Genomic DNA, 21,853 nt, shown 5'->3' with positions numbered 1-21,853 from the left:
CCAACACCCGATCGATCGAACGCTTCATTACCAAACCACTCATCTACCTCCGATCTAATGAACCCAGAAGAGCTAAAGACTTATCTCGATCGTGTTATCACCAATAACCTCAAAATCAGCACCATGATTTGGGGTGCGCCAGGGATCGGCAAATCTAGTATCGTCAAACAAATCGCGCTCGCCCATCAACTCGAATTTATCGATCTGCGCTTGAGTCAATTGGCTCCTACCGATCTACGCGGACTTCCCGTCGCCGAAAATGGCGTCTCCAAATGGTTTCCGCCCGAATTTTTGCCCCAACAAGGACAGGGAATTTTGTTCCTCGATGAGATTAATATGGCTCCACCAGCCATGCAGGGGATGGCACAACAATTGATTCTCGATCGTCGCGTGGGGGGTTATGTCGTGCCGGAGGGATGGTTTGTGTGGGCTGCTGGCAACCGCAAAGAAGATCGCGCGGGGGTGTTTGATATGCCTGCACCGCTAGCCAATCGGTTTTTGCATTTGCAAGTCGAGCCAGATTTTGAGAGTTTCAAAGCTTACGCGCTCGCCCAAGGCGTTCACGAACAGATTATTGCGTTTATCTCTTTTCGCCCCAGCTTGTTGTACAAAGTCGATCTGCAACAGCCAGCATGGTGTTCGCCGCGATCGTGGATGATGGCTAGCAGTCTACACTATAGCGGGCTGGATTTGGCACCCGCGATCGGGATTGCTGCCAGTGCCGAGTTTCAAGCTTTTACATTGATGTATCGGATGTTACCCGATCTGACACCAATTTTTGAAGGCAAAGGTAGTGACATCTCCTTTCCGCTCGAACCTTCGGCACGCTATGCTACCGCAATTGGGTTGACTGTTCATGCTGCTGGGGACGTCCAGCGTGCTTACCACGCGTTCCAGTGGCTCAGTCAGGTAGCGACAGCCGAATGGGTGCAATTATTTGTAGCGGATTTATGCGGCTTGATGCGCTCTCGCGGACAATTAGGTGCGTTCGCCGCACTGATTGCCAAAGATCCGGCGATTCAAAAGTTCCTACAAGACTATCGCCAATTAGTCGCCATGTAGTCGTAATTCTGCATCCGAGTTGGGGGTGGATGGGTGGATGGGCTTGGACTGACTTGCGACTTTCGCGAAGTCGTTGGCGTAACCGCTCCGATCGGAGAAGCATGGATGGGTAATGGATAATAGGTGGATAGTACCGACAACCTAATCCTGCCAATCCTTAAATCCCGATCGGTAACGGGTAGAATTGGAACCGCGTTCCAAAACGACCGAGCTTCTGCCTATCTACTATTGACTATCCACTATCTACTATCCAAAGCCTAACCTTTAGAAGCCGTTACGACCCCAGACAACCATCGAAATCGACCAAGTAAATAGGACTAAAAGCGAAACCCAGCCTAGAGTAAGAATATCCATAGTTTTATTTAGAAGTATATTTTATGTCTCAATCTATCATAATCCGTTCCTGACATACTTAGCAAACAATACCAGCCGAGAGTATTTTGTAACCTTCGGCTGCTCTCATCCAAGAGCGCGAAACGGTTCTATTGAATCCCAACGCCTGACTCTCAACTAATCGCCAGCGAGCTGCTGAACCTTGGTGAGTAGCTCCTGACTTAATTTGACGAATGCTTTGGAGCCAGCCGAGCTAGGATTCTCGATGACGACAGGCTGAAAACTGTCGATCGCCTTAGCGACATTGACATCCATCGGAATCCGCGTCTGAAAGATTTTACTAGCATCAAAGTCCTGAGTCACTCGCTCCATCACTCGATCGTAATAGCGAGCGAATAAGCTACTGCCCGATAGGATAAAGGCGACTCCTAACAAACTACTTTCTAAGCAATTTTTATCACCCTCATGAGCTTCGCGGAGCTTGGCAATACGCCGTTCTAATAGTTGCATACCTACTAAAGATAGCGGTTCGGGACGAGCAGGCATGATATAAAAATGACTGGCCATAATCCCACTTCTGGTCAAAAGATTGTACCCAGGAGCGCAATCGAGGATGATGAAATCATATTCGTCGATGACCGGAGCTAAGATATCTTTAATTAAAGAACCTTCAAATCCATTCCAAACATCGATAAAATCGATGTTTGGATTTTCGACAGTCTCTTCATGAAGTTTTTCTGATACTAAAAACTCATCGTAGATATCGATATCTCCAGCTAATAAGTCCAAACCTTTGACCCAACAGACATCCGGAGTAATCAGATCTTTTGTTTCAAACTTGTACCGTGAGTTTGGCTTGAGAACTTTGGCAATTGCATAAGAAATCGTCTTTTTCTCGCGCCGAATTTTAGAAAAATCTTGAGGCGTGACTAGGCTGAGGGTAGCACTAATCTGGGTATCGAGATCGACAACTAGGACGCGCTTGCCATATAGCTTGGCCAGACAAGCAGCTAGATTGACCGTGAGGGTGGTTTTACCGACACCTCCTTTCATATTGACAGTGGCGATGACTAGTCCCATGATTTATCTCAAATGGCTCCCTGACTTTAGTACGATGTGCGGACTGAATCCGTAAGTACCGCTACACATGATAGTAGGTTTCGATCGTCTTGCGATCGACTTAGGTCATTCTCGTTGACATAATTTTACTTTGGCTTTCCCCAACACCAAATCTATGCTTTCCATCCAGCAGCTAGAGCGATGAGAATTGATGCTCCAAAAGCGTAGCGATACCAAACGAAAATCATCGTATTTTTAGTTTTGAGATAATTTAAGAGAAAGGCGATCGAGATATAGGAGAAAATAAAAGTAGAAACAATGCCGACTGCTAATAGGGGAATCGGCAACTCATTTCCTTGGAAGATTATCAAAGATTTGTAGAGCGTTGCGATCGCCAGCGTTGGCAAACCAACTAAAAAGGAAAATCTCGCTGCTGTCTCACGCTCCAATCCCAGAAATAGACCAGCAGTCAGCGTCGAACCAGATCGAGAAGCACCAGGGAGTAAGGCGATCGCTTGTGCTAATCCGACAAGTAAACCATCTTTGATTTCTAATCCCTCAAATCCGCGTTTGTGCTTGCTAAATCTCTCGGCAGCCAATAATAAAGTTGCCATTACGATCGACATAATTGCGATGATTTGCGCGCTGTCTGGCAAGATATCTTTACCTAAAAAACCCAAGATTAGTGCTGGCAAAGTTCCCACAATAATTCCAGTAAATATTTTGACATTAATATCTTGCCAATCTTTACGTAGCAGTCCGCTAATGCCACCGCTAACTACACTGCTAATATCTTTCCAAAAATAGATTAAAACAGCCACAACACTGCCAAATTGAATTGCATCGGCATAATCTTTTTGACCGAGCTGTTGCCAACCGAAGACTTTTGTCGTAACCAATAAATGCGCTGTGCTACTAATCGGTAGAAATTCAGTAATACCTTGAACAACACCTAATATCAGAGCTTGGATGATATTACCATCAGCCACAATCGCAGCGGTGCCAGTAGCTGTGGGCGTAGCTGCTGCCGGAATTACTGCCATCAAGCCAGCAGCAATCGCTCCCAAGATGATAAGTGAAAATTTGGTTTTCGATCGCATAGTCATAATCGGGGATAGCTGGCTCGTTGATAAGAGTACAATGCCGTCGTTCGAGAAAAATACATATTAAAGCCTCCTCGTTGAGGGAAAAATCAAGGAAGAGGTAATTATCAATTCTGGCGTTGCTGGAGCGAAGTATGAAAAGCTAGAGAGGATAGCGGGGAGCGGGGAGGAGAGAATCCAAAGATCGGAAATCATCTTTTAATCCAGCAACTCCTCAATTCTTGAAATCTTATCACGACCGTAAATCATCGACGATCGCGGCTAATTTGGCTGCGGCACCTGCTGCGCCGCGAACTTGACGTAAATCCGATCTCATCGTAGCTAATTTTTCGGGATGATGGAGATAGTCGAGTGTAAATTCGGCGACAGTTTTTGCCTCTAGCCGACCGAATAATTCGGGGACGATCTCGCGTTGCGCCCAAATATTCGGCCATGCTAATTTTCGCGTGCTAAATTTACGGTACAGGATGGTATTAATAATTTTGGCGATCGGTGTCCCGACTAGCGGTAAATTAACTAAGATGCCCAAACTCCCATCCCAGGCGCGCATGGCATCAATTTGTTGGGTAGCGGTTAAAACTATCATCGGTACGCCTAACGCCCCTAATTCAGCCGTATTTGCCCCGATCGCGGTCAAACAAATGGTACATTGCGAGAGCAGATGGTAAGCTGGAAATTCAGGATGTAATGATACTTGCAACCCCGAAGCTGTCTGGAGATAAGGCGTTGTTTGGCTCTGTTCTAATGTTGCGGTGGCACCATTAACTAGCGCAATTACGGGATTTATGGTCGGATCGGCATAACTAGCCAGAGTGGTCAGATCCAGCGTCGGTGCGACGGGAATGGCAAATTTTACTTGAGGATTAGCAGCTTGAATATATTCGGCGATCGCTAGCATTAATGGCAATCCCATTGCCAATTTTGCTGCCTTAGAGCCAGGTAATAATCCGATTAAAATGGGATCGTTTTCGCGATCGGCTGATTCAGAACTTAAATTATTTTGACTCTCTACCATCAAGTCACCAACAATAGTAAATCGATCGAGATATTGCGGCTTCACTTTTGCCGTAACTTCAGCATTCATAACTGCAAATCGATCGATTAAATTGTGCCATCGGGCTTCCCATTCAGCATAAACAACTGTTTGATAACCCAATCGTTTGCCGATGACAACTGGAAAAAATTGATCGCCACCTAAAAAAATAATTATGCCACGCGATCGCCAATCCCAATCTTGTTCGGTTTTACCCCATAATAGAAACTTCGTAAAATGCTCGGCACCTTGAACTCGATCGATCTGTGGATAACTTTTTAAAATCTGGACTTCTTTACCACTAGCATTCGGACATGGTACCAAAATCGCCGAAATCCGAATCTCGCTCCGATCCTCACCCAATCGATCGCGCAAGGCTTTGACCACCGGACGCACCCATGTAGTGACTTCACCAGGGCCATTAGAGAGGATAATAATATCGATCGGTTGAATGGTAGTCATTATTCAAATAAACATATAATTATATAAAAATCATACGTGTATAGATAACTTTACCGTGAATAGTTACGAAGATCCTCTTTATAAATATCAGAAGAAGGAACTAGTCGATAATGTTTTTCTTCAACTACTTTAACTTCATTACCTTCACGTAAAAGTTCAAACATAGCGATACGACCTTCACTCATGAATTGTGCTGAAACTGCTTTGCATATCAGATCGGGAAATTTTTCGGCACAGTAAGTTAGATCTTGTAATGTTTGAACCACGCTATGCTTGTCCTTGCCTCCTTTTGCTTGGACGGGAACAATAAACTGTCTTCCATATCGATCTATTCCTACATATATTTCATCAATTTCAATTTGCCCAATACTTTCTACCGTTGTTCTTAGGTGATTTTGCAGCGAAAATGCTGTAATACCTAAAAAGACATCAACAAGTCTGTTGTATCTTACTTTTGCTAGCAAAGCTTGCTCATCACTCAATGCATATGCCGTGATAATTTCTGGTGTTGAATCTGGGATTTTGATGGTTACTAACTCATCTCTTGGTATTATGGGATTTAATTTGAACTGAATAAAACGATAGCAAGCATTTCCTGCTCCTAGGATAATCCATTCAAGTCCTGGATTTGCAGTATCCTGAATTTTTTCAGGGAGTTTACTTCGATATCGAAAAGTATATATGACATCACCAATATTTTTAGGTAACTTAATATTTAATATTTTAGAGATACTTTCAATCTCGTCTCTAGTAAATTCAAATTCAGTAAGACCTTGAGTATAATGATTCTCAAACAAGCGAAGGATTATCGTTTCATAGCGATTAGGCTCTCGCTGTTTTGCTTTAGGCATAAACTTCTTCCTTCACTTCTTTCTCTAAAGCTTCTTCTATTACAGATAGTTTTCGTGTGCGCTGTGCGATTGTATCTCTTGGGACTTTAAAATACGCTGATGCATTACTCATGTCCAAAGACAATAAGCGAACTTCACCTGGATTGAGAACTTTTTTTGGCTGGGTAGGACTAATTTCTTGTGCTTTTATGAGTTCGCTAGCAACAGCTCGTGCTAACAGGGGTGGAACGCTATTTCCAATTTGACGACAACCATGCCACTTCGTAGAGTGAAGACGGAACCAGTCAGGATAAGAATGTAATCTCGCCGCCTCCCGCACGGTAATCACGCGCGGGAACCAGGGATGAATCGGACGCGGCGATGTATGCGCCCCTCTAGCACTATCCGTACCAGCCCGTAAGGTATTACAAATGCCATTTGGCTCAAGCTTGCGAAATCGACTAATCGATTCAGTTTTGCCTGGTAATGTGGCTTCAAATCGACTACGAGAAGATTGCGTGTGTTGAGTTCTCAAGCTACATGTGAGCATTTCAGGCGAAAACTTTCGCGGATAGCTATAATCATCAGGATCTCGCTCGAAACCTCTTAATTTCCTGGCATATGTGCTCTTTGTCTCCCATTGGTACGAGATAGTATCTGTTCCCCATAGATCGTCGAAACGATCTGCATCAGGTAAATCACCGATAGCTTCTAGGACAGTTACTCTGTCTTGGTTGGGTTTTGGGTACTCAGGTAATTTCATATCCTTTCGAGCACCTATTAAAAATAGCCGTCGTCTATCTTGTGGAACACCATAATCTGCGGCATTCAACACTTTGTAAGGCGTCAACACTGTATAGCCAGCATCCCCCAAAGCAGTAATCAGTTCATCCAGAAACTGTGCGTGTTTGCCAAGGGTAAGACCTTTAACATTTTCAAAAACACAATATTTTGGATTTAATTCTCGAACTAGTCTTACATAATGAAACACGAGTTGATTGCGCGGGTCTTCAAAAACCCTTTTACCCATCAAAGAGAAACCTTGACAAGGTGCGCCACCAAACACTACATCAATATCTTTATCGTCTAATTTTGCTCGACTGCGAATTTCATCTCCAGTGAGATCGATGACACTGGCACAAATCGTAGCAGACAGCGGGAAGTTATATTCATGCGTCGCACAGTGAATTGGATCGATTTCTACTGCTGCGACAACATCAAAGCCAGCTTGCTCGAAACCTAAGGACATTCCTCCAGCTCCTGCAAACAGGTCAATTCCGATAGGTCTATTCATGTCACTGAAACTTTTAATGATTAATGTACACGCTGCATTCAGTTATCTTAGCAGTAGTTAGGATGTTCTTTTGTAGATATTTGTAGATTTTGGCAGTCTCAGCAACCCAAACTGAGAACTGAACACATCTGGTTTCAAGGCTACCATCAAAACTAATAATGGTTTTGCCAACGTAACGGCATTCAGTATGTAGATTGGTTTTAAGCACGAAACCTAACAGCATCAAGGTTGTAAATACTATCGCTGCTGTATCTTCCGATTCATAATCGATTTTATTGCCACAAGTCTTGTCTTTACCGACTTTCAATCCAGCTTCCAGATGTAGCTTTTGCAAATCTTCGTTCATGGCAATAGGTGTTAATTAAAATGAATGGTACTCAGACGATCGAATTGCGGTGGTTTTATCGAGGGGATTTACCAGCAGAGATCGCCAACTGGTTTGATACATTAGGATCGAACGGTACAGACGCTGATGCGCGTACCGATTTTTACCTCCAGTCTAGCTCTCCTGAAGTCGGTATCAAAATTCGCCAGGGCAACTTGGAAGTCAAACATCTCCAGCAGCAATTTGATAAAATAGACATAGATAGGTTTGGAGAAAGTAACATCGAGCAATGGTCGAAATGGATTTGTCACGATCGATCCGCACATGCGCCAGCAACGAGGAAACAAGGGTGGATTCAAGTCGATAAAGTCCGCCAGCAACGGTTTTATCGCGTCGAGTTTAGCGATCCTCTTAAGTTAATACCAATTAGTACGCCCAGAAAGAATGCAGCAGCAATCGAACTTACAACCTTACAACTGTGCGGGCAAGCCTGGTGGACGATTGCCTGTGAATATTTAGGCGATAACATAAGTATCGATCGACAGTTTTTGCCAATCGTGCGAGCGTTGCTAGTTAGCTATCCACAAACTATCTCTAAATCGTCAATTTCCAGCGGTTATCCCCAGTGGTTGAAGGCTATCGATCGAGATCTAAGTATTTACACGGATTGAAGATGTAGCAGCTTTTAGTAACATTATTAGTGACAATAGTATTTAAGATCGAGTTGTAAATTATTAATTTTTTATGAGTGGAGCTGCGATCGCCATTTGTTTGGGGCTGTGTCTATTGTTTTTTGCTTGGCAACAACGCCATCAATTGCCAATTGGCAAGCGTGGCAAATCTTTTAGCAGACAACTTCGCCCACAACACCCACAATTAGAACGGAAATTATTAAAGTTATTAGGTGGCAATCAAAATACCGCAGCTCGCCTGATTCAGCAATCTCGACTCAGAAATCCCGATAAGCCTGCGGATTGGCATTGGGAGAAAGCTATCTACGATCTAGAGCGCGATCGATGGCGATAGTCTATGCAAAATAGGGAATAGTAACTAATAAGCAAAGATGCTTATTCCCTATTACAATCGATCTCTGAGAACCTATGGAGTTAATACCTGGAATCATTGCTTATTTTATTGGCGCATATATGTGCTGTGTTAGCAGAGTATTTGTCTGGAGAATTGCTTCCCATTGGTCTAAGATCTGGGTAGCAGATGCCAGTCAAGCAGACAGCCAAATTCTTTCACTATCAGTTGTAATTACCGGATTGATTGTATTTGGAATTTCAGTTTTTATCTGGTCGATCGCCAATCATATCAACTATAAATTCACGGAAAAAGGCTTTGTAGCTACTGGTGCCGCAGGTCTAGCAATTGCTCTGGCTGTCAGCCAAAATGATTGGTTGGACGAAATTGCCGCAAAAATGACTTATGCAAGTTGATCTGCTGCATACTCAAGAGCGAGTTGGGACTTCGGAGTGTAAAATTTGGAGTTGAAGGAATCAGTTTAACGCTACTGCGAGAAAATCGAATAAGATTGCTATATATCTATTTTCGATCGGATAATACTATTACAACTTTTGTGTAATGTTAGTTCGATCGAAGGAACGCGCTCGATCGGCGGCTCCTAAATATGAATAATTACTTATTACCACCACTTGCGACAATCTTGGGTGCTGTCTTGGTGCTGGGCTATGTATTGCCTGCTGCCGCCCTGTCCCCAGTTGAAATTCAACGCCTTGCCAAGCAGTCTACCGTCAGAATAAAGGGCTGCTCTAACGCTTCCGGTGTAATTATTCACAAAAGTGTTAATAGTTACACCATTCTCACTGCGGCTCATGCCATGCGCAATAGTGGTTGTCAAATTGTCACTACCGACGATAACGAATATGGTGTGACTCAGGTAAAACCATTCATCAACAATGTTGATTTAGCAATTGCCAAATTTGATAGTACCAAAAGTTATCGAGTAGCAAAAGCAACAGACAATTCCGATCGAGTCGAAAGTGGGGAAAATATTTATATTTCTGGTTTTCCATTGACGAGTGCCATCTCCGAACCTATTTTCACCTTCGTTCAAGGTAAGGTGGTTGGCAACGGTAATAAATTGCAGAAAAAAGGCTATTCGCTCGTATATGATAATCCCACACTTCCCGGCCATAGTGGCGGCCCCGTCTGGAATGAGAACGGCGAAATAATTGCCATCCACGGACAAGGTGATATCGATACCAAGCTCAAGCAAACCGATAACCCCGAAATTCGGATTAAAACTGGATTTAATTTGGGCATTACCATCAATACTTTTACGAAGATGGCGACACTGATGGGCATGAAAGAATATCTGCCTGCCCAGCCAGTGGCGGTAACAGCCACGCTAAAACCAGTGGACGATCTGATTGCTAGTGCGATCGAGAGAGAGAGTAAGGGCGATTATCAAGGCATCTTAGCTGATATGAATCAGGCGATTGCGATCGATCCGAACAAAGATCGGTTATTCTACATTCGCGGTAATGCTAAAGCAGAATTGGGCGATCGTCAAGGCGCAATCGACGATTACACTCGCGATATTACGATGAACCCCAAACGGGCTGAATCTTACTACAATCGGGGGAATGTTCGCTATAAATTGGGCAATTGGCAACAAGCATTAACAGACTACAATAGTTCGATCGCGATCGATCCCAAACGTGCTGCGGTATTCTACAATCGGGCGAATGTTAAATATAAGTTGCAAGACAAACAAGGCTCGATCGACGATTATACAAGAGCGATCGCGGTCAATCCGACATTACTCGCCGCCTATAGTAGTCGGGGCTGGGTAAAGTACGAACTTGGCGATTATCAAAGTGCAATTTCTGACTACAATCTCGCCATTTCCATGAATCATCCCCTGCTGAGCAAGATCTACAGCCAAAAGGCTTTCGCTCAATACGAACTAGGCAAAAAAACTGAGGCAATTGCCTCATGGCGCAAAGCTCTGAACCTACCTAATGTCATGCCCGATAGTCAGTTAGGTTTAGCGATTGCCTTATTCGCCCAAGGTAAGCAGGAAGAGGCTCTCCAATACGCAGCAGCCGCACTCCGCACCGATAAGAAATTCAACGAACTCAGTTATTTACGCGATAAAAACTGGGGTTCCAATATACTGAAGGATGCAGATCCGTTTTTACAAAATCCTAAAATGCGCGGTAATTAACAGGGTAGAGATCAGAACGATCGATCTAAATCTCAGTATGATGAAAACTTAGTGAGTGCGATCGAGATTGCATTGACAATTAAGCTGGATCTCAAACATTGCTTTCTAAACAAAAACTAATTATTCTTCGATCTCGATCGATATTCATACTTCTATCGGCTGATTTCATTCTTGTCCGTTTATCGATTAATTTATTAGCGTTTAAAGCTTCAAGTCTTGAAATTATCTTAATTTGTCAGATCTATGTCAATATCGTACTTGTCTAAAAGTCCTGCTATCCCCGATCGAGAAAACTTAGCTTTCTTGATGCGGTTGAGTTCTGGGTCGATTGAGTAGTTGTATGCAGTCCGAAAGTCTGCTTTTTCTAAAATCGTGTACTGAAATATCGCATCTGTCAGATCGCAGTTTTCAAAAATAGCAGAGCCATTCGTGACAAGTTAAGGCGCGATCGCAATTGTCAAGCACGTTTGGCGATCCTTCGATCGACCGTTACATCAGATATTCAGAGATCGAATACATTAGCACTATCAATCGAGTTTTTTGATATATAGTGAGACCGAACCAACAGCCACGCTATATATGGGTGTTGACATTCGATCGAAAACCTTAACTTGTCACAGATGTAGCAGAGCTAAGATCGCACTCCGTAAAATCTACTTCATAAAGTTGAGAGTTCTTAAATACCGTTTGCTTGAGTTTGAATCGCTTCTTAACCGGAGAAGTTGGATCGTAGAATGATGAATTATCTAAGATGCAACTATCAAATTTCACTGCAAATCCAAATTCAGTGCAGTCACCAAAATCCAGCCCCAACATTTTACAGTCCTTGAATCTAATACCTTTTAATGCCGTTTGAGTAAGCTTCACTAAGCTGAGATTGCAACCTGTAAACTCACATTCCAAAAATTTAAGATCGGAAAGATCGGCGTATGCCAAATTACAATTGAGAAAGGTGCAGTATTCATATTCACCTTTGAGTAGCGGGTTTTGAGTAAAATCTATTTTGTCAAAAGTTTTTTTTTCTATAAATACCTGTTCCATTTTCTCACTCCCGATCTATTTGCTTAGAGGATATTTGAAAGGTTTGATGGCTACGTTCTCAGTAGGTAGATCCCCTTGTCAAGACAGCGAACCGATCGGCAACACAAGACAGAAGAGATTTGATAGAGTTTGTGAGTACTATCTTATACTTTTCAGCCCTCGTCTGGGTTACGATCTAGATTGGGAGCGGTAATGTTTGCAAAAGTATCGATCGCTGTCGATCGAGCTAACGCGCCCGGAAGTCAGGCATAGAGCATCTTTTCGATCGGTACCAGTATTGGAGGCTGCCACGATCGATAACTGTGCGGCTCTAGCAGCCTGTCGGAGATAAGATTTTTCGGTTAGGATCGGGAGACTACTAAGGGTAAAACGATTGGTGCGGAAATTCAAAACGGTAGATTACGAGGCAATGCTAAAACAAACAGTGAGTATCGAAGAATGCTTGCCACCAGACCATCTTGCCCGATTTGTAGTGCAAACGATCGCTCAACTCGACCTCAGTAGTATTTATAGTGCATATGGAGCCAAGGGTGGAACACCAATTGCACCAGAAATTTTGTTAGGAATGCTTGTATACGGTTACGCGACTGGAATCTTTAGTTCGCGAGGATTGGAAAAAGCGAGCTACGAATCAATGCCAGTTCGATTTATAGCTGGTAACTTACATCCAGACCATGATACGATTGCCAACTTTAGGAGTAGATTTCTAGAACAGATTAAAGAACTATTTGTACAAATATTGGAAATGGCAGTTGCAGCTAATGTATTGAAAGTTGAAGACATTAGTGTTGATGGGACAAAGATTCACGCAGATGCGTCCAAAAGTAAGGCAGTGAGCCACAAACGTTTAGAAGAAATTCAGATGCAATTACGAACGGAAGTGGAAAAATTGATAAAATTGGGTCAAAAAGCAGATGGAATTAAGATAGACAAAGAAGTCGATGTTGTTGCCGAAATTGCGCGGAGGAAGGAGCGATTAGCTCATCTTGAGAAGGCAAAACAAGAATTACATAATCGAGCGCAAGAGCAATACGAATTAGACCAGTCTAAATACGTTGAAAAAATGGCAGAACGAGCAGCATATATTGAAAAAACAGGGAAAAAGCCGAGCGGAAGGGTTCCATCACCCCCTTTTTTGCCATCACCGATCGAGCGCAATACAATTTCACCGATCCTCAATCACGGATCATGAAAAATAGTGGTAACAAAGGCTTTGACCAGCATTATAATGGTCAGATTGCGATCGAGCATCAAGCTTTATTAATTATTTCCAACACTCTATCCAATCATCCTAATGACCAACTTGATGCACTACCAACTGTCGATGCGATCGATCGTAGAGTCGGCAAGCCCAAGCGAGCAGCATTAGATACTGGCTACTTCAGCGTGACTAATATTGAGGGTTTGGAGACACGTCAAATTGAGCCATACATAGCTACCGGGCGGCATTCTCATCAGGATTATTGGCAAACTATATTGTCACAACAACCAGATCCACCAGTGGCAGCGGCAACACTGAAAGCACAGATGGCATACAAGCTGCAAACCGATGAAGGAAGAGCATTTTATCGGTTACGAAAGTGTACCGTCGAACCGATTATTGGTATTATCAAAGAAACAATAGGGTTTCGCCAGTTCTCTTTAAGAGGCTTGACCAAAGCAGCCGGAGAATGGAATCTTGTCTGCCTCGCCTACAATTTCAGACGTTTGCATCGATTAATGGGGATTAAATGTGTTTCTCCGACAGGCTGCTAGTCAGAAGTTACCTAAATGAACGTCCGAATGGAGGCAGATCGTGGAACGACTCACAACTTATTATGGCGGCTGTCATTGTGGTAAAGTCCGTTATCGAGTCGAAGTCGAAAAACTCGAAGCAACCGAGTGTAATTGCTCGATCTGTAACAAAAAAGGCTTTATCCATCTGATTGTTCCAGCGTCGCGATTTACCCTCCTTCAGGGAGAGGATGCCCTCAGTACTTACACATTTAATACAGGTACTGCCAAACATCATTTTTGTCGTGACTGCGGAATTCATTCCTTTTATCGACCTCGATCGCACCCAGACGGCTATGATGTTAATCTACGCTGTTTAGACGATTGCCCGATCGATCGATTCGAGATAATCTCCTTCGACGGTGCCCATTGGGAAGACCAAATCGAGCAGATTCGCGATCGATATAGTTAGCCCAATTTGCTAGTTATTGTTTGTTGGTGATGGAAGGCTTTAGATGTCAGGTATTAGAGATTAAATATTAAGTGTTATGAGAACATCTACTTTTTGCAACATCCCTAAAGCCTAAAGCCTAAAGCCTAATACCTAATACCTAACACCTAAAGCCTATCCCACCTTTTTCCGTGCCCAGCCGTGTTAAGAACGCCCATTCTAAAATCTCTACATCCACTCAGTGTAGCTCCAATGATGGATCGCACCGATCGTCATTGCCGTTACTTCTTGCGCCAAATTAGTCGCCGCACTCTGCTTTACACCGAAATGGTGACGAGTATGGCGATTTTACATGGCGATAAATATAAACTGCTGGGATTCGCTCGATCCGAACATCCGCTCGCCCTACAAATCGGCGGTGACAATCCTCGGGATTTAGCGGAATGCGCCCAGATTGCAGCAGATTTCGGCTATGACGAAGTAAATCTCAACGTTGGTTGTCCTAGCAGTCGCGTCCAAAATGGCAACTTTGGAGCCTGTCTGATGCTCCAACCCGAACGCGTTGCCGAATGTATCGCCGCGATGATCGATGCGACGAAAATCCCCGTCACGATCAAACATCGGATCGGGGTAGATGAAGTCGATAGTTATGAGGATTTGGTAAAATTTGTCTCGATCGTCTCGCAGACTGGCTGCCAGCGGTTCTCCATTCATGCCCGCAAAGCCTGGTTGCAGGGCTTGAGTCCCAAGGAAAATCGTGAAATACCCCCCTTGCGCTATGAGGACGTCCATCGGCTCAAACAAGAATTTCCCCACCTCTCGATCGAGATTAATGGCGGGTTTAGTAACCTAGAACAAGTCCAAACCCAACTCCAAATTGTCGATGCGGTGATGATCGGCAGAGCGATCTATGATAATCCCTATCTGCTGGCTAATGTCGATCGCGAAATTTATGGCGAAGATACCTTACCTCCCAGTCGCGATCGTATCGTCACTAATATGCTGTCATACATCGAAGAGTGGACGAGTAAAGGCTTGAAACTCAATAGCATCACCCGCCACATGTTGCAGCTATTTCACGGGCAGCCAGGGAGCCGGATCTGGAAGCGGATAATTACGGAAAGATCTGTCTTACCGGGCGCGGGTGCAGAGGTAGTAGCGCAGGCTTTGGCAGAGATTCAGGATTGAGAAAATGTCGAAAAACTGTTGAAGATCGCTGAGTAAGTAGGTACAAATTGAATAGATAATATCTGAACCTTAGATGGTAAGCATCGCCCACCTTAAGCCATATTGTATCTTTAATGATTTATCGCGATGTGTGGCGATTTAAAGCTAAAAGCGTTTGGACAATTTAGGAGTATGTGTAGGCGGACTTCGCGCCACTAGCAATGACTTCTAGTTATTGTCTCCCAAACACGTTAGTGATTGCGATCGGTTTTAGACTCAAAAAGAGAATAGATTTTGGATGCAGCCGCCATCCAAAATCCACAATCTCTAGGCTTGGCGAGAGTAGTACTCGACAATCAGTAGCTCGTTGACTTGAAGAGCTACCCACTCACGTTCGATTACACCAGTAACTTTACCAGTTAGATTGGCTTTATCGAATTCCAAATGGTTGGGAGTGTTTGCTAAACCAGGATATTGGAGATTTGCTTCTACCAACTTACGGGATGCTTCGCGGTTGCGAACTCCAATTACATCGCCAGGACGGCATTGATAACTAGCGATATCCACAGTACGTCCGTTGACGGTGACGTGTCCGTGGTTGACTAGTTGGCGCGCGCCTGGAATCGTGGGAGCCATGGCGAGACGAAATACAGTGTTGTCTAACCGCATTTCGAGTAATTGCAGCAGAACTAATCCGGTAGAACCAGTAGCGCGTCTTGCTTTACGCACGTAGCGCAGCATTTGCTTCTCGGTGACACCGTAGTTCATCCGCAATTTTTGCTTTTCTTCGAGACGGATGGCGTATTCAGAACGCTTTTTCCGGTTTTGACCGTGTTGACCTGGTGGATAAGCACGACGGGCATCTTTCCGGGTTAATCCGGGCAAAGGGCCTAAACGACGTGTAATTCTCAGTCTCGGTCCGCGATATCGGGACATACAGTTTCCTTAGTGCTTGATACTTAACCCAAAACTATCATTATTACACATGAGGGTCATTATGACTAGCATAAGCTGCTAGACATTTAGATCGCACATGAGATTTTTTGGAAGCGGAGAGGGGAGACGTAAATTAAATTAGTAACAGCTTATCAGAGTACCGAGACAGAATCGGGCGAGGTCGAAATGGCTGCGTTAGATCGATCTAAATGAGTCAGCACTAAGTTCCGCATCGTCCGAGCGGTAAGATCGTCGGGGTGAATTGCCAAAGCGCGATCGAAGCAAGCCAGTGCGTCTGCATAGCACTCCAATCGGCCTAATGCTACCCCCCAATTGCACCAAGCTTCGCTATAGTTGGGAGCAATATTTACGGCTTCACGGTAACAATCGATCGCTTCTAAATATCGACCTAATCGGTCCAATGCAACTCCACAATTACCCCAGGCTGCCGATAATTTCGGGTCGATCTCGTTGGCAGAGCCTTTCTCAAAGAGAATCGCGCGATGGTAGCTGGCAATTGCTTCTGGGTATTTTTCTAAATAAAGTAGTGAGTTGCCGCGATTATACCAAACCGTCGGGTCGTTTGGCTCTATTGCGAGCGAACGATCGTGACTAGCAGCCTGTCGGAGATAAGATTTTTCGGTTAGGATCGGGAGACTACTAAACCTGAGTTCGATGAGGCTGTGCCTCATCATCAAATCAAGTCTCTGACTGTGCTTGAGTCATAAACATCAATTATTAAAATGAGATATTTCCAAGTCATTATCAATAAGCTTTGATTATTGATAATGACTTGGAAGTAAAACGTCGATCGATAATTACAAATAATTAACAATTAATAAGTTATTAAAAGTTCTGAGGAGCGGTCGGCAAATAAAAGTACAAATAGCATTGCAACCCTTATGTATAATCTCTGATTCTGGTTAAATTAATATATATATTAGAAAACCACACTTAGATGATGGACTTAACCGAACTATTTTGTGAAATAGATGATTTCTGCCAAGATTGGCTAGCAACTTTTTCATCAATATCTTTCCCTGCCAACGGTAATAGCTTACCAAAACGCTGCGGCCTATCACTGAGCGAGGTCATGACTATTTCTATTCATTTCCATCAGTCAAGCTATCGAACATTTAAGGATTATTACCTCAAAAATGTTTGTCAAAACTTAACTGATTATTTTCCAAAGTTGGTTAGTTACAATAGAATGGTGGAGTTGATGCCAAATGTTTTAATAGCTTGCCTTTATTATCTCAACTCTCGTCAAGGTAAGGTGACTGGAATTAGTTTCGTGGATAGCACGGCTATTCCAGTTTGTCACCCAAAAAGAATTAAAAGAAATAAGGTTTTCAAAGAAACTGCCAAGCTGAGTAAGAGTTCTATGGGATGGTACTTTGGATTCAAGCTTCATTTAATTATTAATGATTGCGGAGAGATATTAAGCTGCAAAATCACACCTGGCAATGTCGATGACCGCACACATTTGCCATCAATGACACAGGGAATATCAGGAAAAATATTTGGAGACAAAGGATATATTAAGAAAGAACTATTTGAAGAATTATTAAATAAAGGATTGCAGCTAATTACGCCACTAAAATCTAATATGAAAAACAAGCTCATCTTGATGGATGACAAAATATCACTTCGGAAACGCTCGCTGATTGAAACGGTAAATGACCAGTTAAAAAATATTTGTTATTTAGTCCATTCTCGCCATCGGAGCTTGCATAATTTCATGCTAAATCTGATTACAGCATTAATTGCTTATACTCATCAACCTAAAAAGCCGAGTTTGAAGCTAGATGAGCCTGCTCAAAACTTCTTTAGTATTGTTCCTATTTAGCCGATTATTTATTTATTAACTTAACTCAATATTTTCAATCATTAATCATCTTAATGATGGGTTTTATCGTGCCAAAATTTACATAAAATTTGCTATTAAGCTGAACATGTTGTCACATCTGAGTTCGATGAGGCTATGCCTCATCGAACTCAGGTTACTAAGGGTAAAACGATTGGTGCGGAAATTCAAAACGGTAGATTACGAGGCAATGCTAAAACAAACAGTGAGTATCGAAGAATGCTTGCCACCAGACCATCTTGCCCGATTTGTAGTGCAAACGATCGCTCAACTCGACCTCAGTAGTATTTATAGTGCATATGGAGCCAAGGGGTGGAACACCAATTGCACCAGAAATTTTGTTAGGAATGCTTGTATACGGTTACGCGACTGGAATCTTTAGTTCGCGAGGATTGGAAAAAGCGAGCTACGAATCAATGCCAGTTCGATTTATAGCTGGTAACTTACATCCAGACCATGATACGATTGCCAACTTTAGGAGTAGATTTCTAGAACAGATTAAAGAACTATTTGTACAAATATTGGAAATGGCAGTTGCAGCTAATGTATTGAAAGTTGAAGACATTAGTGTTGATGGGACAAAGATTCACGCAGATGCGTCCAAAAGTAAGGCAGTGAGCCACAAACGTTTAGAAGAAATTCAGATGCAATTACGAACGGAAGTGGAAAAATTGATAAAATTGGGTCAAAAAGCAGATGGAATTAAGATAGACAAAGAAGTCGATGTTGTTGCCGAAATTGCGCGGAGGAAGGAGCGATTAGCTCATCTTGAGAAGGCAAAACAAGAATTACATAATCGAGCGCAAGAGCAATACGAATTAGACCAGTCTAAATACGTTGAAAAAATGGCAGAACGAGCAGCATATATTGAAAAAACAGGGAAAAAGCCGAGCGGAAGGGTTCCATCACCCCCTTTTTTGCCATCACCGATCGAGCGCAATACAATTTCACCGATCCTCAATCACGGATCATGAAAAATAGTGGTAACAAAGGCTTTGACCAGCATTATAATGGTCAGATTGCGATCGAGCATCAAGCTTTATTAATTATTTCCAACACTCTATCCAATCATCCTAATGACCAACTTGATGCACTACCAACTGTCGATGCGATCGATCGTAGAGTCGGCAAGCCCAAGCGAGCAGCATTAGATACTGGCTACTTCAGCGTGACTAATATTGAGGGTTTGGAGACACGTCAAATTGAGCCATACATAGCTACCGGGCGGCATTCTCATCAGGATTATTGGCAAACTATATTGTCACAACAACCAGATCCACCAGTGGCAGCGGCAACACTGAAAGCACAGATGGCATACAAGCTGCAAACCGATGAAGGAAGAGCATTTTATCGGTTACGAAAGTGTACCGTCGAACCGATTATTGGTATTATCAAAGAAACAATAGGGTTTCGCCAGTTCTCTTTAAGAGGCTTGACCAAAGCAGCCGGAGAATGGAATCTTGTCTGCCTCGCCTACAATTTCAGACGTTTGCATCGATTAATGGGGATTAAATGTGTTTCTCCGACAGGCTGCTAGCCAGTGCTTCTGAATGTCGCGCCAATCGATCGAGGGCATAGCCGCGATTTTTCCAAGCTAAATAATAACCACTATCGATTTGCAAGGCCAGATCGAAATCGATAATTGCTTCATCATATCTAGTCAACATACTCAATGCAATCCCGCGTTGATAAAACGCTTCTGGATTGTTTGGTTCGAGTGCAAGTAACCGATCGCAATTAATAATTGCTTCCGCATATCGCTCTAAATTCAGTAATGAAAGAGTCCGACTTTGCCAAGCTTGATATAAATCTGGATTGACGGCTAGAGCGCGATCGAAACAGTCGATCGCGTCTTGATATCTGGTCAGCTCGTTAAGCAGTACGCCGCGATTATGCCAAGCTTTATAGTTGTCTGAATCGATTTTGACAGCGCGCTCGTAACTAGCCAGCGATTCGGTATTTCGCCCTAACTGATTTAAAGCCAAACCTCTGCCATATAAAGCTTCACTGTTATATGCGTTAATTTTTAGAGCTAAATCGAAACTAGCAAGTGCTTGGGTAAATTCGCCGAGGATGCCAAACGCAGTGCCGCGATTTATCCAAGCCATCTCTTCATTTGGCTGGATATTTAGCGCGCAATCAAAACTCTCGATTGCTTCGCGATATTTTGCGGATCGAGCGAGGGCAAGACCGCGACCGTACCAGGCATGATGCTGAAACGGATCGATTTCGATAATCAGATCGTAACAGGCGATCGCTTCAGCAAAGTTGCCTGCACCTAATAGTCGATCGCCAGTATCTAAGTTCGACATAACTGCGATTGTTAGAGTACTGTTTAGCTAGAGATAGTATGAGTCAAAAAATTCGTTGGCATCGATCGATGCCCGAACTTCTTAAAGCTAAGTCGCTCGACTTTCTGGCTAATTATTAATTAGTATTCCCAGGATGTTGCAATTTTACACTTTATTTACATCAAAATTATTTATAGTGTCTAGCTACTCTAGCTATCTGTTTAGTATCCAGACAACTGCTGACGATCTACTGTATCTACGGACGTTCTAGTTGACAGCTAGACTGCTGAAGATTGAAGATCCCGCGTCGATCGAAACAAGTGGGAATGCGATCGACTAACTGACCATAATTTTCTTGAGGAAAAGTTTGCACTAAGTTATTTTTGACGACCTCACATGGGCGATTTAGACTGCATTGGGGTTGGTTGCTGGCACTGTCATTAACGCCAGTATTAATAATTCCCACGACTTGCTGTGTCAGCCGCGAGATCATCGGCGAACCAGACATACCGCCAACAATGCTGCACTGGTGGCGAATCGATTGCGTCCAGTTATAAACATCTTCTTTAACATTGGCGCGTTCTCCGGCTTTACAGGTGGCAGCATGAAGGAAATTGAGTTCTTCTTTGACACCTTCCGAAGGTATGCCAACAACTATCAGCGGTTCGCCGATGGCTGCGGGTTGGGGCGCAAGTTGGAGGGGTACGATTCCGGCTTTGAGCAATTCCCCCTGGGTGATCTTTAATTCCAGGATGGCAATATCGTTATTTTTCATCGTGCCATAGACCATCCGTTTGACGGCAAAAGTCGCACGTTGGGGCTTAAAATCATGAAAATAGTTGACGATAAAATTGGTCTTAGTCGATCGATCGACTAAAATTTCGCGCTCGTTGGGTAGTTTGCGAGAGCTACCTTGACAATGACCGTTGGTGAGGACGTATGCAGGTGCGCCCAGAGTGCCGCTATTAATGGCAAATCCAGTACAGACGCCATAATTGGTATCAATGACGCCAACGCCATTGTATTTGCGATCGGTGATGGCAGAGAGTAGTTGCCAATTGACCCGATCTGAGTTTACTTCCCGATCGGGTATTTTCCGTCCAGCGCGATCGAAAATTGCGGCATTGACGGTGACATCTGCTAAATATCCGCCGATTCCGAGCGTCAGTAATATCCCCACGCCAATGTTGCGGCTAAACTTTAAGATCGAACGCATTGGTGTAGATCGATGGCAAGTATGAATCCGAAACCGTGTTTGTGGCATGACTTGCTAGTACCAGAACTTGGTAAAGTGGAGAATATCTCCTCAAACATCCTGGCACACTATAATTATCATTTTATGACACAAATTTATACCGTAGAGATCCATCATCAGGGAGAAGTTCACACGATCGAAGTTCCTGAAGATAAACAGATTTTACGCGCTGCTGGTGCGGCAGGAATATATTTACCAGTATCTTGCAATGCTGGCGTCTGTACTACTTGTGCTGCGCAGATATTAGAAGGAGAGGTAGATCAAGGCGAGGGCATGGGCGTGAGTCCAGAATTACAGGCTCAAGGATATGCCTTACTATGCGTTGCTTATCCACGTTCCAATCTGAAAATCGCAACTGAGAAGGAGGATGAGGTGTACGAGTTACAGTTCGGACAGCATCAGCGTTAATCTGGCTCTAGGCGGTTTGCATTTTCGGGC

The 21,853-nt window shown here is 43.4% G+C and carries 28 protein-coding genes; 14 read left to right on the top strand and 14 right to left on the bottom strand.

Features of this window, described 5'->3' with window-relative positions:
* Positions 1-57 precede the first annotated feature (57 nt).
* Positions 58-1,062 (top strand): ATP-binding protein, encoded by a 1,005-nt coding sequence (locus CHA6605_RS15350; protein ID WP_015160345.1) that lies wholly within the window; start codon positions 58-60, stop codon positions 1,060-1,062.
* Positions 1,063-1,326: 264 nt separating this feature from the next.
* Here the strand turns inward: CHA6605_RS15350 and petN are convergent, their stop codons facing one another.
* The 7 genes from petN to CHA6605_RS15320 form a co-directional block, all read right to left on the bottom strand.
* A complete protein-coding gene (petN, locus tag CHA6605_RS32990) occupies positions 1,327-1,416 on the bottom strand; it encodes a cytochrome b6-f complex subunit PetN (RefSeq protein WP_015160344.1) in 90 nt (29 codons plus the stop codon).
* A gap of 156 nt (positions 1,417-1,572) precedes the next feature.
* A complete protein-coding gene (locus CHA6605_RS15345) occupies positions 1,573-2,475 on the bottom strand; it encodes a ParA family protein (RefSeq protein WP_015160343.1) in 903 nt (300 codons plus the stop codon).
* Between the two features lie 152 nt (positions 2,476-2,627).
* Positions 2,628-3,560 (bottom strand): undecaprenyl-diphosphate phosphatase, encoded by a 933-nt coding sequence (locus tag CHA6605_RS15340; protein ID WP_015160342.1) that lies wholly within the window; start codon positions 3,558-3,560, stop codon positions 2,628-2,630.
* 229 nt (positions 3,561-3,789) lie between these two features.
* Positions 3,790-5,052 (bottom strand): glycosyltransferase family protein, encoded by a 1,263-nt coding sequence (locus tag CHA6605_RS15335; RefSeq protein WP_015160341.1) that lies wholly within the window; start codon positions 5,050-5,052, stop codon positions 3,790-3,792.
* Positions 5,053-5,102: 50 nt separating this feature from the next.
* Positions 5,103-5,903: a hypothetical protein gene (locus tag CHA6605_RS15330; RefSeq protein ID WP_015160340.1), complete on the bottom strand. Its 801-nt coding sequence runs from the start codon at positions 5,901-5,903 to the stop codon at positions 5,103-5,105.
* Positions 5,896-7,176 (bottom strand): DNA cytosine methyltransferase, encoded by a 1,281-nt coding sequence (locus CHA6605_RS15325; RefSeq protein WP_015160339.1) that lies wholly within the window; start codon positions 7,174-7,176, stop codon positions 5,896-5,898. The genes CHA6605_RS15330 and CHA6605_RS15325 overlap by 8 nt, the downstream gene beginning before the upstream one ends.
* Positions 7,177-7,189: 13 nt before the next feature.
* On the bottom strand, positions 7,190-7,522 hold the full coding sequence (locus CHA6605_RS15320) for a hypothetical protein (RefSeq protein ID WP_015160338.1): 333 nt from the start codon (positions 7,520-7,522) through the stop codon (positions 7,190-7,192).
* 20 nt (positions 7,523-7,542) lie between these two features.
* Between CHA6605_RS15320 and CHA6605_RS15315 the strand changes: the two genes are divergently transcribed.
* The 4 genes from CHA6605_RS15315 (at position 7,543) to CHA6605_RS15300 (ending at position 10,694) form a co-directional block, all read left to right on the top strand.
* Positions 7,543-8,172 carry a hypothetical protein gene (locus tag CHA6605_RS15315; protein WP_015160337.1) on the top strand — a complete coding sequence of 210 codons (630 nt, stop codon included), beginning with the start codon at positions 7,543-7,545 and terminating at the stop codon, positions 8,170-8,172.
* Positions 8,173-8,245: 73 nt separating this feature from the next.
* The gene (locus CHA6605_RS15310; RefSeq protein ID WP_015160336.1) at positions 8,246-8,527 is read left to right on the top strand and encodes a hypothetical protein; all 282 of its coding nucleotides are present in this window, start codon (positions 8,246-8,248) and stop codon (positions 8,525-8,527) included.
* A 74-nt stretch (positions 8,528-8,601) separates the two neighbouring features.
* The gene (locus CHA6605_RS15305; protein WP_015160335.1) at positions 8,602-8,940 is read left to right on the top strand and encodes a hypothetical protein; all 339 of its coding nucleotides are present in this window, start codon (positions 8,602-8,604) and stop codon (positions 8,938-8,940) included.
* Between the two features lie 191 nt (positions 8,941-9,131).
* Entirely contained in the window at positions 9,132-10,694 is a 1,563-nt protein-coding gene (locus tag CHA6605_RS15300; RefSeq protein ID WP_015160334.1) for a tetratricopeptide repeat-containing S1 family peptidase, read from the top strand.
* Between the two features lie 227 nt (positions 10,695-10,921).
* On the opposite strand, the gene CHA6605_RS37300 is transcribed toward CHA6605_RS15300, so the two are convergent.
* From CHA6605_RS37300 to CHA6605_RS15290, 3 genes are all read right to left on the bottom strand, one after another.
* Positions 10,922-11,110 carry a pentapeptide repeat-containing protein gene (locus tag CHA6605_RS37300; RefSeq protein ID WP_086936325.1) on the bottom strand — a complete coding sequence of 63 codons (189 nt, stop codon included), beginning with the start codon at positions 11,108-11,110 and terminating at the stop codon, positions 10,922-10,924.
* Positions 11,111-11,300: 190 nt separating this feature from the next.
* Positions 11,301-11,735, bottom strand: a complete 435-nt coding sequence (locus CHA6605_RS15295) for a pentapeptide repeat-containing protein (protein ID WP_051038890.1) — start codon at positions 11,733-11,735, stop codon at positions 11,301-11,303.
* A gap of 168 nt (positions 11,736-11,903) precedes the next feature.
* Positions 11,904-12,125: a hypothetical protein gene (locus tag CHA6605_RS15290; RefSeq protein ID WP_041548118.1), complete on the bottom strand. Its 222-nt coding sequence runs from the start codon at positions 12,123-12,125 to the stop codon at positions 11,904-11,906.
* A 19-nt stretch (positions 12,126-12,144) separates the two neighbouring features.
* Between CHA6605_RS15290 and CHA6605_RS31695 the strand changes: the two genes are divergently transcribed.
* The 4 genes from CHA6605_RS31695 to dusA all read left to right on the top strand — a co-directional run bounded on the left by CHA6605_RS31695 (position 12,145) and on the right by dusA (position 15,087).
* A complete protein-coding gene (locus CHA6605_RS31695) occupies positions 12,145-12,927 on the top strand; it encodes a transposase (RefSeq protein ID WP_051038653.1) in 783 nt (260 codons plus the stop codon).
* Positions 12,924-13,490, top strand: a complete 567-nt coding sequence (locus tag CHA6605_RS31690; protein ID WP_051038651.1) for a transposase — start codon at positions 12,924-12,926, stop codon at positions 13,488-13,490. Before CHA6605_RS31695 ends, CHA6605_RS31690 begins: the two co-directional genes overlap by 4 nt.
* 40 nt (positions 13,491-13,530) lie before the next feature.
* Positions 13,531-13,920, top strand: coding sequence for a GFA family protein (locus tag CHA6605_RS15280; RefSeq protein WP_015160333.1), 390 nt, complete (start codon positions 13,531-13,533; stop codon positions 13,918-13,920).
* 180 nt (positions 13,921-14,100) lie between these two features.
* Complete coding sequence (gene dusA / locus CHA6605_RS15275; RefSeq protein ID WP_041548116.1) at positions 14,101-15,087, top strand: tRNA dihydrouridine(20/20a) synthase DusA; 987 nt, start codon at positions 14,101-14,103, stop codon at positions 15,085-15,087.
* Positions 15,088-15,393: 306 nt separating this feature from the next.
* Here the strand turns inward: dusA and rpsD are convergent, their stop codons facing one another.
* Complete coding sequence (rpsD, locus tag CHA6605_RS15270) at positions 15,394-16,002, bottom strand: 30S ribosomal protein S4 (protein ID WP_015160331.1); 609 nt, start codon at positions 16,000-16,002, stop codon at positions 15,394-15,396.
* 152 nt (positions 16,003-16,154) lie between these two features.
* Complete coding sequence (locus CHA6605_RS15265; protein ID WP_015160330.1) at positions 16,155-16,697, bottom strand: tetratricopeptide repeat protein; 543 nt, start codon at positions 16,695-16,697, stop codon at positions 16,155-16,157.
* A gap of 266 nt (positions 16,698-16,963) precedes the next feature.
* Between CHA6605_RS15265 and CHA6605_RS15260 the strand changes: the two genes are divergently transcribed.
* From CHA6605_RS15260 to CHA6605_RS31680, 4 genes are all read left to right on the top strand, one after another.
* Positions 16,964-17,851, top strand: coding sequence for an IS982 family transposase (locus CHA6605_RS15260; RefSeq protein WP_015329006.1), 888 nt, complete (start codon positions 16,964-16,966; stop codon positions 17,849-17,851).
* Between the two features lie 208 nt (positions 17,852-18,059).
* Complete coding sequence (locus CHA6605_RS35100; protein ID WP_198288598.1) at positions 18,060-18,251, top strand: hypothetical protein; 192 nt, start codon at positions 18,060-18,062, stop codon at positions 18,249-18,251.
* Positions 18,169-18,843 carry a transposase gene (locus CHA6605_RS31685; protein ID WP_051038887.1) on the top strand — a complete coding sequence of 225 codons (675 nt, stop codon included), beginning with the start codon at positions 18,169-18,171 and terminating at the stop codon, positions 18,841-18,843. The genes CHA6605_RS35100 and CHA6605_RS31685 overlap by 83 nt, the downstream gene beginning before the upstream one ends.
* Positions 18,840-19,406 carry a transposase gene (locus CHA6605_RS31680; RefSeq protein WP_051038651.1) on the top strand — a complete coding sequence of 189 codons (567 nt, stop codon included), beginning with the start codon at positions 18,840-18,842 and terminating at the stop codon, positions 19,404-19,406. The genes CHA6605_RS31685 and CHA6605_RS31680 overlap by 4 nt, the downstream gene beginning before the upstream one ends.
* Here the strand turns inward: CHA6605_RS31680 and CHA6605_RS15250 are convergent.
* Both CHA6605_RS15250 and CHA6605_RS15245 read right to left on the bottom strand, forming a co-directional pair.
* Positions 19,378-20,181, bottom strand: coding sequence for a tetratricopeptide repeat protein (locus CHA6605_RS15250; RefSeq protein ID WP_015160329.1), 804 nt, complete (start codon positions 20,179-20,181; stop codon positions 19,378-19,380). The genes CHA6605_RS31680 and CHA6605_RS15250 overlap by 29 nt on opposite strands.
* A 235-nt stretch (positions 20,182-20,416) precedes the next feature.
* Complete coding sequence (locus CHA6605_RS15245) at positions 20,417-21,376, bottom strand: trypsin-like serine peptidase (protein WP_015160328.1); 960 nt, start codon at positions 21,374-21,376, stop codon at positions 20,417-20,419.
* Positions 21,377-21,499: 123 nt separating this feature from the next.
* Here CHA6605_RS15245 and CHA6605_RS15240 point away from each other — a divergent pair, with 123 nt between their 5' ends.
* Positions 21,500-21,823 (top strand): 2Fe-2S iron-sulfur cluster-binding protein, encoded by a 324-nt coding sequence (locus tag CHA6605_RS15240; protein ID WP_041549448.1) that lies wholly within the window; start codon positions 21,500-21,502, stop codon positions 21,821-21,823.
* The last annotated feature ends 30 nt before the right edge of the window (positions 21,824-21,853 follow it).

It is taken from the genome of Chamaesiphon minutus PCC 6605, assembly GCF_000317145.1.
Classification (GTDB): Bacteria; Cyanobacteriota; Cyanobacteriia; order Cyanobacteriales; family Chamaesiphonaceae; genus Chamaesiphon; species Chamaesiphon minutus.
Note: the sequence above shows the minus strand (reverse complement) of the source record. Positions and strands in the feature narration are given on the sequence as shown.

Excerpts from the sequence above, each read along its gene's own strand:
- CHA6605_RS15245 (WP_015160328.1), bottom strand. The coding sequence starts at position 21,376 with ATGCGTTCGATCTTAAAGTTTAGCCGCAACATTGGCGTGGGGATATTA.
- CHA6605_RS15330 (WP_015160340.1), bottom strand. The coding sequence starts at position 5,903 with ATGCCTAAAGCAAAACAGCGAGAGCCTAATCGCTATGAAACGATAATC.
- petN (WP_015160344.1), bottom strand. The coding sequence starts at position 1,416 with ATGGATATTCTTACTCTAGGCTGGGTTTCGCTTTTAGTCCTATTTACT.
- CHA6605_RS15310 (WP_015160336.1), top strand. The coding sequence starts at position 8,246 with ATGAGTGGAGCTGCGATCGCCATTTGTTTGGGGCTGTGTCTATTGTTT.
- rpsD (WP_015160331.1), bottom strand. The coding sequence starts at position 16,002 with ATGTCCCGATATCGCGGACCGAGACTGAGAATTACACGTCGTTTAGGC.
- CHA6605_RS35100 (WP_198288598.1), top strand. The coding sequence starts at position 18,060 with ATGCTAAAACAAACAGTGAGTATCGAAGAATGCTTGCCACCAGACCAT.
- CHA6605_RS31695 (WP_051038653.1), top strand. The coding sequence starts at position 12,145 with ATGCTAAAACAAACAGTGAGTATCGAAGAATGCTTGCCACCAGACCAT.
- CHA6605_RS15320 (WP_015160338.1), bottom strand. The coding sequence starts at position 7,522 with ATGAACGAAGATTTGCAAAAGCTACATCTGGAAGCTGGATTGAAAGTC.
- CHA6605_RS15340 (WP_015160342.1), bottom strand. The coding sequence starts at position 3,560 with ATGACTATGCGATCGAAAACCAAATTTTCACTTATCATCTTGGGAGCG.
- CHA6605_RS15345 (WP_015160343.1), bottom strand. The coding sequence starts at position 2,475 with ATGGGACTAGTCATCGCCACTGTCAATATGAAAGGAGGTGTCGGTAAA.
- CHA6605_RS15265 (WP_015160330.1), bottom strand. The coding sequence starts at position 16,697 with ATGATGAGGCACAGCCTCATCGAACTCAGGTTTAGTAGTCTCCCGATC.
- CHA6605_RS15260 (WP_015329006.1), top strand. The coding sequence starts at position 16,964 with ATGGACTTAACCGAACTATTTTGTGAAATAGATGATTTCTGCCAAGAT.
- CHA6605_RS15250 (WP_015160329.1), bottom strand. The coding sequence starts at position 20,181 with ATGTCGAACTTAGATACTGGCGATCGACTATTAGGTGCAGGCAACTTT.
- CHA6605_RS31680 (WP_051038651.1), top strand. The coding sequence starts at position 18,840 with ATGAAAAATAGTGGTAACAAAGGCTTTGACCAGCATTATAATGGTCAG.
- CHA6605_RS15305 (WP_015160335.1), top strand. The coding sequence starts at position 8,602 with ATGGAGTTAATACCTGGAATCATTGCTTATTTTATTGGCGCATATATG.
- CHA6605_RS15240 (WP_041549448.1), top strand. The coding sequence starts at position 21,500 with ATGACACAAATTTATACCGTAGAGATCCATCATCAGGGAGAAGTTCAC.
- CHA6605_RS15295 (WP_051038890.1), bottom strand. The coding sequence starts at position 11,735 with ATGGAACAGGTATTTATAGAAAAAAAAACTTTTGACAAAATAGATTTT.
- CHA6605_RS15325 (WP_015160339.1), bottom strand. The coding sequence starts at position 7,176 with ATGAATAGACCTATCGGAATTGACCTGTTTGCAGGAGCTGGAGGAATG.
- CHA6605_RS31690 (WP_051038651.1), top strand. The coding sequence starts at position 12,924 with ATGAAAAATAGTGGTAACAAAGGCTTTGACCAGCATTATAATGGTCAG.
- CHA6605_RS15350 (WP_015160345.1), top strand. The coding sequence starts at position 58 with ATGAACCCAGAAGAGCTAAAGACTTATCTCGATCGTGTTATCACCAAT.
- CHA6605_RS31685 (WP_051038887.1), top strand. The coding sequence starts at position 18,169 with ATGGAGCCAAGGGGTGGAACACCAATTGCACCAGAAATTTTGTTAGGA.
- CHA6605_RS15300 (WP_015160334.1), top strand. The coding sequence starts at position 9,132 with ATGAATAATTACTTATTACCACCACTTGCGACAATCTTGGGTGCTGTC.
- CHA6605_RS15335 (WP_015160341.1), bottom strand. The coding sequence starts at position 5,052 with ATGACTACCATTCAACCGATCGATATTATTATCCTCTCTAATGGCCCT.
- CHA6605_RS15315 (WP_015160337.1), top strand. The coding sequence starts at position 7,543 with ATGAATGGTACTCAGACGATCGAATTGCGGTGGTTTTATCGAGGGGAT.